General features: G+C 62.5%; 7 protein-coding genes. All 7 read right to left on the bottom strand.

The genetic code is table 11. From position 1 onward, the window contains the following. The coding region (locus APH36_RS17325) for an Hpt domain-containing protein (protein WP_177337110.1) at positions 1–910 on the bottom strand (910 nt) is incomplete at its 3' end. A gap of 12 nt (positions 911–922) precedes the next feature. Further along, the gene (locus APH36_RS17320) at positions 923–1711 is read right to left on the bottom strand and encodes a protein phosphatase CheZ (protein WP_060499602.1); all 789 of its coding nucleotides are present in this window, start codon (positions 1709–1711) and stop codon (positions 923–925) included. Positions 1712–1731: 20 nt separating this feature from the next. Then, positions 1732–2106 carry a chemotaxis response regulator CheY gene (locus APH36_RS17315; RefSeq protein WP_010955070.1) on the bottom strand — a complete coding sequence of 125 codons (375 nt, stop codon included), beginning with the start codon at positions 2104–2106 and terminating at the stop codon, positions 1732–1734. Positions 2107–2224: 118 nt separating this feature from the next. Further along, complete coding sequence (gene fliA, locus APH36_RS17310; protein ID WP_060499601.1) at positions 2225–2965, bottom strand: RNA polymerase sigma factor FliA; 741 nt, start codon at positions 2963–2965, stop codon at positions 2225–2227. Then, entirely contained in the window at positions 2962–3795 is an 834-nt protein-coding gene (gene fleN, locus APH36_RS17305) for a flagellar synthesis regulator FleN (RefSeq protein ID WP_003254408.1), read from the bottom strand. The genes fliA and fleN overlap by 4 nt, the downstream gene beginning before the upstream one ends. Positions 3796–3888: 93 nt before the next feature. Next, the gene (gene flhF / locus APH36_RS17300; protein ID WP_060499600.1) at positions 3889–5196 is read right to left on the bottom strand and encodes a flagellar biosynthesis protein FlhF; all 1308 of its coding nucleotides are present in this window, start codon (positions 5194–5196) and stop codon (positions 3889–3891) included. A gap of 11 nt (positions 5197–5207) precedes the next feature. Then, entirely contained in the window at positions 5208–7337 is a 2130-nt protein-coding gene (gene flhA, locus APH36_RS17295; RefSeq protein ID WP_060499599.1) for a flagellar biosynthesis protein FlhA, read from the bottom strand. Positions 7338–7448 lie beyond the last annotated feature (111 nt).

Raw genomic sequence — 7448 nt, 5'->3', positions numbered from 1 at the left:
CGACTGCTGCAACGTCACCGCCGAACTTGCCCTTGCCATGCAACTGGTCCAGCAACGCCTCGAACTCATGCTCGCTGATTTCGTCGCTGGCCGCTGCGGGGTTGCCCTCCACGGCGGGCGCCGGCGCCTTGGCGGCTGGCAAGGCATCCGCCTGGAAGGTGCCCTTGCCATGCAACTGGTCGAGCAGCGATTCGAACTCGGCGTCGGTGATTTCATCGCTGACCGGCTCGGCAGACGCGGCTACCGGCGCGGCCGCCACCTCGGTGCTGAACTGGCCTTTGCCGTGCAACTGGTCAAGCAACGACTCGAATTCGGCATCGGTGATTTCGTCACCCTCGCCGCTGACGGTCTCGCCCTGCATCTGCTCGTCGGCCGCCGCTTGCGCCTTGACCGCATCGAGCGAGTCGAGCAACTGTTCAAACTCGCTGTCGGTGATGTCCTGGTCTTCGACCGGGGCTGCGGCGGGCGCCTCGGCAACCGGCTCGGGTACAGCAACAGACGGCGCAACCGCTTCGGCGCCACCGGGCTCGGCCAGGCGTGACAACGCCGCCAGCAGCTCGGGGGTGGCCGGGGTCACTTCGGCGCGCTCGCGCACCTGGCCAAACATGCTGTTGACCGTATCGAGTGCCTCGAGCACCACGTCCATCAGTTCCGCATCGACCCGGCGCTCACCCTTGCGCAGGACGTCGAACACGTTCTCGGCAATATGGCAGCACTCCACCAGCTCGTTCAGCTGAAGGAAGCCGGCGCCCCCTTTAACAGTGTGGAAACCGCGAAAGATCGCATTGAGCAGGTCGGCATCGTCGGGCCGGCTTTCCAGCTCGACCAGTTGCTCGGACAGTTGCTCAAGAATTTCGCCGGCTTCTACCAGGAAATCCTGGAGGATTTCTTCATCGGCGCCGAAGCTCATCAAACGTGCTCCTTAAAAACCCAGGCTGGACAGCAGATCATCGACATCGTCCTGACCGGACACGACGTCTTCACGCTTATCGGCATGAATCTGCGGACCTTCACCCCGAGTCGGATGTTTTTCTGCATCTTTTTCTGCGCGCAGTTGATCGTGGTCATGTTTTATGCCGGCAAACCGGTCGACCTGGCTGGCCATCAGCACCAGCTTGAGCAAGTTGCTTTCGACTTCGGTCACCAATGCGGTGACGCGCTTGATCACCTGACCGGTCAGGTCCTGATAGTCCTGAGCCAGCAGAATGTCATTGAGGTGACCGGCGACCTTGCGGTTACCTTCGGCGCTGTGCGTCAGGAAACTGTCGACACGCTTGACCAGGTCACGGAATTCCGGCGCAGCCACTTCGCGGCGCATGAAGCGCTGCCAGTCGGTGCTCAGGGCCTTGGCCTCGCTGGCCAGGTCGTTGAGCACCGGGGTGCTTTCCTCGACCAGGTCCATGGTGCGGTTGGCCGCGCCCTCGGTCAGCTTGACCACGTACGACAGGCGCTCGGTGGCGTCGGTAATCTGCGACACCTCCTCGGCTTGTGGCATGGTCGGGTCGATCTGGAAACTGACGATGGCGCTGTGCAGCTCGCGGGTCAGCTTGCCGACTTCCTGGTACAGGCCACGGTCGCGGGTCTGGTTCAGCTCGTGAATCAGCTGCACCGCCTCGCCGAAGCGGCCGCGCTCCAGGCTTTCGACCAACTCCTGGGCGTGTTTCTTCAGGGTCGATTCGAACTCGCCCAAAGAGGTTTGTGATGAATCCATGGCGCGCCCCCTGACGTGACTCAACCGTTGACGCGTTCGAAGATCTTCTCGATCTTTTCTTTGAGCACCTGGGCGGTGAACGGCTTGACCACGTAACCATTGACGCCGGCCTGGGCCGCTTCGATGATCTGGTCGCGCTTGGCTTCAGCAGTCACCATCAGTACCGGCATGCTTTTCAGCTTGTCGCTGGCACGCACTTTACGCAGCAGGTCGATGCCGGACATGCCCGGCATGTTCCAGTCGGTCACCAGGAAGTCATAGTGGCCGTTTTCCAGCATCGGCAGCGCCGTGGTGCCGTCATCGGCTTCGTCGGTGTTGGTGAAGCCCAGGTCACGCAACAGGTTCTTGATGATCCGCCGCATCGTCGAAAAATCGTCAACGATGAGGATTTTCATGTCTTTGTTCAAGTAGACCTCCAAGCAGTCTCAAACGCGCTCGGCCCCGAGCGCGCATTCAATCAATTCGGTGCAACATGGAAAATGCATGTGGAAAACGACTGCAACGACAGCAGGCTCAACGTGCCCGCCATTCCCCCAAGCGGCTGCGCAGACGCGCGGCACACTGGCTGTGCAACTGGCTGACCCGCGATTCGCTGACACCCAGCACCTCACCGATTTCCTTGAGGTTCAGCTCTTCGTCGTAGTACAGCGCCAGCACCAGGCGCTCACGTTCCGGCAGGTTGGCAATGGCTTCGGTCAGGGCAGCCTGGAAGCGCTCGTCCTCCAGGCCACGCGCAGGTTCGACGTGGCCACTGGCACCATCCTCGTGAAGCCCTTCGTGCTCGCCGTCCTGCAACAGGTCGTCAAAGCTGAACAGTCGGCTGCCCAGGGTGTCGTTCAAGATCCCGTAGTAATCATCGAGACTCAATTGGAGTTCGGCAGCAACTTCATGATCTTTAGCGTCCCGGCCCGTTCTGGCCTCCACGGCACGCATCGCGTCACTGACCATACGGGTATTGCGGTGCACCGAACGCGGTGCCCAGTCGCCTTTGCGAACCTCATCCAGCATGGCCCCGCGAATGCGGATGCCGGCGTAGGTTTCAAAGCTGGCGCCCTTGCTGGCGTCATACTTGCTGGCCACTTCCAGCAGGCCGATCATGCCGGCCTGGATCAGATCCTCGACCTGCACATTGGCTGGCAACCGCGCCAGCAAGTGGTAGGCAATACGCTTGACCAGCGGCGCATAACGCTCGATCAGCTCGTATTGGGCGTCTTTGGCCGCCCGGCTGTACATCCTGAAGCCGCTGGCGTTCATAGCACAGGTCCCGCGCTGGTGGGCTGCACCAGCCGCTCGACGAAGAACTCCAGATGGCCGCGCGGGTTGGCCGGCAACGGCCAGCTGTCGACCTTCTGAGCAATCGCCTTGAAGGCCAGCGCGCACTTGGAGCGAGGGAAGGCCTCGTAGACGGCACGCTGCTTTTGCACCGCCTTGCGCACGCACTCGTCGTACGGCACGGCGCCTACGTACTGCAGGGCAACGTCAAGGAAGCGGTCGGTGACCTTGGTCAGCTTGGCGAACAGGTTGCGCCCTTCCTGTGGGCTCTGTGCCATGTTGGCCAGCACGCGGAAACGATTCATGCCGTAATCGCGGTTCAGCAGTTTGATCAGGGCGTAGGCGTCGGTGATCGAGGTGGGTTCGTCGCACACCACCAGCAGCACTTCCTGGGCAGCGCGAACGAAGCTGACCACCGAGTCACCGATACCCGCAGCCGTGTCGATCACCAGCACGTCGAGGTTGTCGCCGATTTCGCTGAACGCCTGGATCAGACCCGCATGCTGGGCCGGGGCCAGGTGCACCATGCTCTGGGTGCCCGAGGCCGCCGGCACGATGCGCACACCGCCAGGGCCTTGCAGCATCACGTCACGCAGCTCACAGCGCCCTTCGATGACATCGGCCAAGGTACGTTTGGGGGTAAGGCCCAGCAACACGTCGACGTTGGCCAGGCCCAGGTCGGCGTCAAGCAGCATGACCCTGCGGCCAAGCTCGGCCAGCGCCAGGGACAAGTTCACTGAAACGTTAGTCTTGCCGACGCCACCTTTGCCACCGGTCACGGCGATCACCTGTACGGGATGCATGCTACCCATGTCTGTTCTTTACCTTGTCTCGCTGGGACTCAGGCCACACGTGGGGCAATTCTGCGTACCCCTTGGCATAGCTACTTTGCACACACTTCATGGTCAACCCGCTCGCCGTGGGTTGTGATAGAGATCAGCGAACATGTCGGCCATGGCCTCTTCGCTGGGCTCGTCCTGCTGCTGCACATTGACTGCGCGGGAGACCAGTTGGTGGCCACGCGGCAGGTGCAGGTCGTCAGGAATGCGTGGGCCATCGGTGAGGTAGGCCACAGGCAGTTCATGACTGATGGCAAGGCTCAACACGTCGCCAAGGCTTGCCGTTTCATCGAGCTTGGTCAGGATGCAGCCCGCCAGGCCACAGCGCTTGTAGCTGTGGTAGGCGGCGGTCAGCACCTGCTTCTGGCTGGTGGTGGCCAGCACCAGGTAGTTCTTCGCAGCAATGCCACGCCCGGCCAGGGTTTCCAGCTGCATGCGCAGCGCCGGGTCGCTGGCCTGCAGGCCGGCGGTATCGATCAGCACCACGCGCTTGCGCAGCAACGGTTCCAGTGCGGCTGCCAGCGACTGCCCCGGGTCGACGTAGGTCACCGGCACGTTGAGGATGCGGCCCAAGGTCTTGAGCTGCTCCTGGGCGCCGATGCGGAAGCTGTCCATGCTCACCAGCGCCAGGTTATGCGCGCCGTACTTGAGCACGTAGCGGGCGGCCAGCTTGGCCAGGGTGGTGGTTTTGCCCATGCCGGCCGGGCCGACCATGGCGATCACCCCGCCCTCTTCGATCGGCTCGATTTCCGGGATTTCGATCATGCGCGCCAGGTGCGCCAGCAGCATGCGCCAGGCCTGGCGTGGCTCCTCGATCTCGGTGGTGAGGTCCAGCAGCTCGCGGGCAATCGGGCCGGACAGGCCGATGCGCTGCAAGCGCCGCCACAGGTTAGCCTGCTGCGGCTTGCTGCCCTGCAACTGGGTCCAGGCCAGCGAGCCGAGCTGCACTTCCAGCAACTCGCGCAGGCCCGACAGCTCGGAGCGCATGGCATCGAACAGGCGCGGGTCTACTGGCGCAGCAGCCGGGGCAGCAACGGCCTCAGGGACATCGACGTGCGGCTCGATCAATGGCTCGGCGGCGGTCAGCGACTGCCCGGCGAACAATTGGCGGTTGTTGTCACTGCTGTCCTGGCGGTGGTCCAGCTCGGCCTGGGCCGTGGCAATGCGCGTGTGCGTCTTGCGCAGCTCTTCTTCCAGCTCGGCGTTGGGCACGCGTGGGGCCAGGGCGGACAGCTTGTAGTCCAGCGCGGCCGTCAGTTCGACACCACCGGCAATACGGCGGTTGCCAATGATCGCGGCATCGGCGCCCAGCTCATCACGGACCAGTTTCATGGCCTGACGCATATCGGCGGCGAAAAATCGCTTAACTTGCATTATCCACTACCTCAGCCGTTAGGGCCCACGGTGGCAACGATGGTGACTTGCTTGTTGTCCGGTATTTCCTGATACGCCAGAACATGCAAATTCGGTACAGCCAGACGACCGAAACGCGACAGCATGGCGCGGATCGGGCCGGCGACCAGAAGAATGGCCGGCTGACCCTGCATTTCCTGGCGCTGGGCCGCTTCGATCAGCGAACGTTGCAGCTTCTCGGCCATGCTAGGCTCCAGAAGAACACCCTCTTCCTGACCCTGCCCGGCCCTTTGGAGACTATTGAGCAAAATCTGTTCCAACCTTGGCTCCAGGGTAATCACTGGCAGCTCCGACTCAACGCCGACAATGCTTTGCACGATGGCGCGACACAATCCGACGCGCACTGCCGCTACCAGCGCGGCGGTATCTTGACTCTTGCCAGCGTTGTTCGCGATGGCTTCGGCAATACTGCGAATATCGCGCACTGGCACCTGTTCCGACAACAGCGCTTGCAGCACCTTGAGCAGGCCCGACAAGGAAATGACACCCGGCACCAGCTCTTCTGTCAGTTTAGGCGATGCCTTGGCCAGCACCTGCAGCAATTGCTGGACCTCTTCGTGGCCGATCAGCTCGTGACAGTGCTTCTGCAGGATCTGATTGAGGTGGGTGGCCACCACGGTGCTGGCGTCGACCACGGTATACCCCAGCGACTGCGCTTGCGAGCGCTGGCCAACGTCGATCCACACCGCTTCAAGGCCAAACGCCGGGTCGCGCGCAGCAATACCGTTGAGGGTGCCAAAAACCTGCCCCGGGTTGATCGCCAGCTCGCGGTCCGGGTAGATCTCCGCCTCGGCCAGGATCACCCCCATCAGGGTCAGGCGATAGGCGCTGGGTTGCAGGTCGAGGTTGTCACGAATGTGCACGGTCGGCATGAGGAAACCCAGGTCCTGCGACAGCTTCTTGCGTACACCCTTGATCCGCGCCAGCAACTGGCCGCCCTGGTTGCGGTCGACCAGCGGAATCAGCCGGTAGCCGACTTCCAGGCCAATCATGTCGATCGGCGTGACGTCGTCCCAGCCCAGCTCCTTGGTCTCCAGCGCACGCTGAGGCGAGGGCAGCAGGTCCTGCTGGCGCTGCGCTTCCTGCTGCGCCTGCAGCTTGGTCTTCTGTTGTTTCTTCCACACCAGGTAGGCGCCACCACCGGCCAACAAGCCGAGGCTGAGGAATGCTACGTGCGGCATGCCCGGCACCAGGCCCATGACGATCATCAGCGCGCCCGACACGGCGAGCGCCTTGGGCGAATCGAACATCTGCCGGTTGATCAGCTTGCCCATGTCCTCGGAGCCCGAGGCACGGGTGACCATGATCGCGGCGGCGGTGGACAGGAGCAGTGATGGCAATTGCGCCACCAAACCGTCACCGATGGTCAACAGGGCGTACACCTTGCCGGCATCGCCGAAGCTCATGCCGTGTTGCAGCATGCCGATGAGCATGCCGCCGATCAGGTTGATGAACAGGATCAGCAAGCCGGCGATGGCGTCACCACGGACGAATTTGCTGGCACCGTCCATCGAACCGTAGAACTCGGCCTCTTGCGCCACCTCGGCACGACGGTGCTTAGCCTGGGCTTGGTCGATCAGGCCGGCGTTGAGGTCGGCATCAATGGCCATCTGCTTGCCGGGCATGGCGTCGAGGGTGAAACGCGCACTCACTTCCGAGATACGCCCGGCACCCTTGGTCACCACCACGAAATTGATGATCATGAGGATGGCGAACACCACGGCACCGACCACGTAGTTGCCGCCGATCACCACCTCACCGAAGGCCTGAATCACTTTACCGGCGGCGCCATGACCCTCCTGGCCGTGCAACATGACCACACGCGTGGAGGCCACGTTCAGGGCCAGACGCAACAGCGTGGCCACCAGCAGGATGGTCGGGAATGCAGCGAAGTCGAGCGGGCGCAGGGCGTACACGCACACCAGCAGCACGACGATCGACAACGCGATGTTGAAGGTGAAGAACACGTCGAGCAGGAACGGCGGAATCGGCAACATCATCATTGCCAACATCACCAGCAGCAACAGCGGCACACCCAGGTTGCCCCGGCCGAGCCCGGCCAGGTTGTTACGGGCGTTGCTGATTAACTGAGCGCGATCCACCGGGAGTCCTCTTGATGCAAAACTTTGACGCACAGGGGGCGCCTGGGCGTGGCTTTGCAAGAAGCTTTCCAACTTTGTATGCCTTGAGGGATTTAGCGCCTGTCACACCGA

This window comes from Pseudomonas sp. NBRC 111133, from assembly GCF_001320605.1.
In the GTDB taxonomy this organism is placed as follows: Bacteria; Pseudomonadota; Gammaproteobacteria; order Pseudomonadales; family Pseudomonadaceae; genus Aquipseudomonas; species Aquipseudomonas monteilii.
The sequence above is the reverse complement of the archived record's forward strand: the minus strand, read 5'-3'. Positions and strand labels throughout refer to the sequence as shown.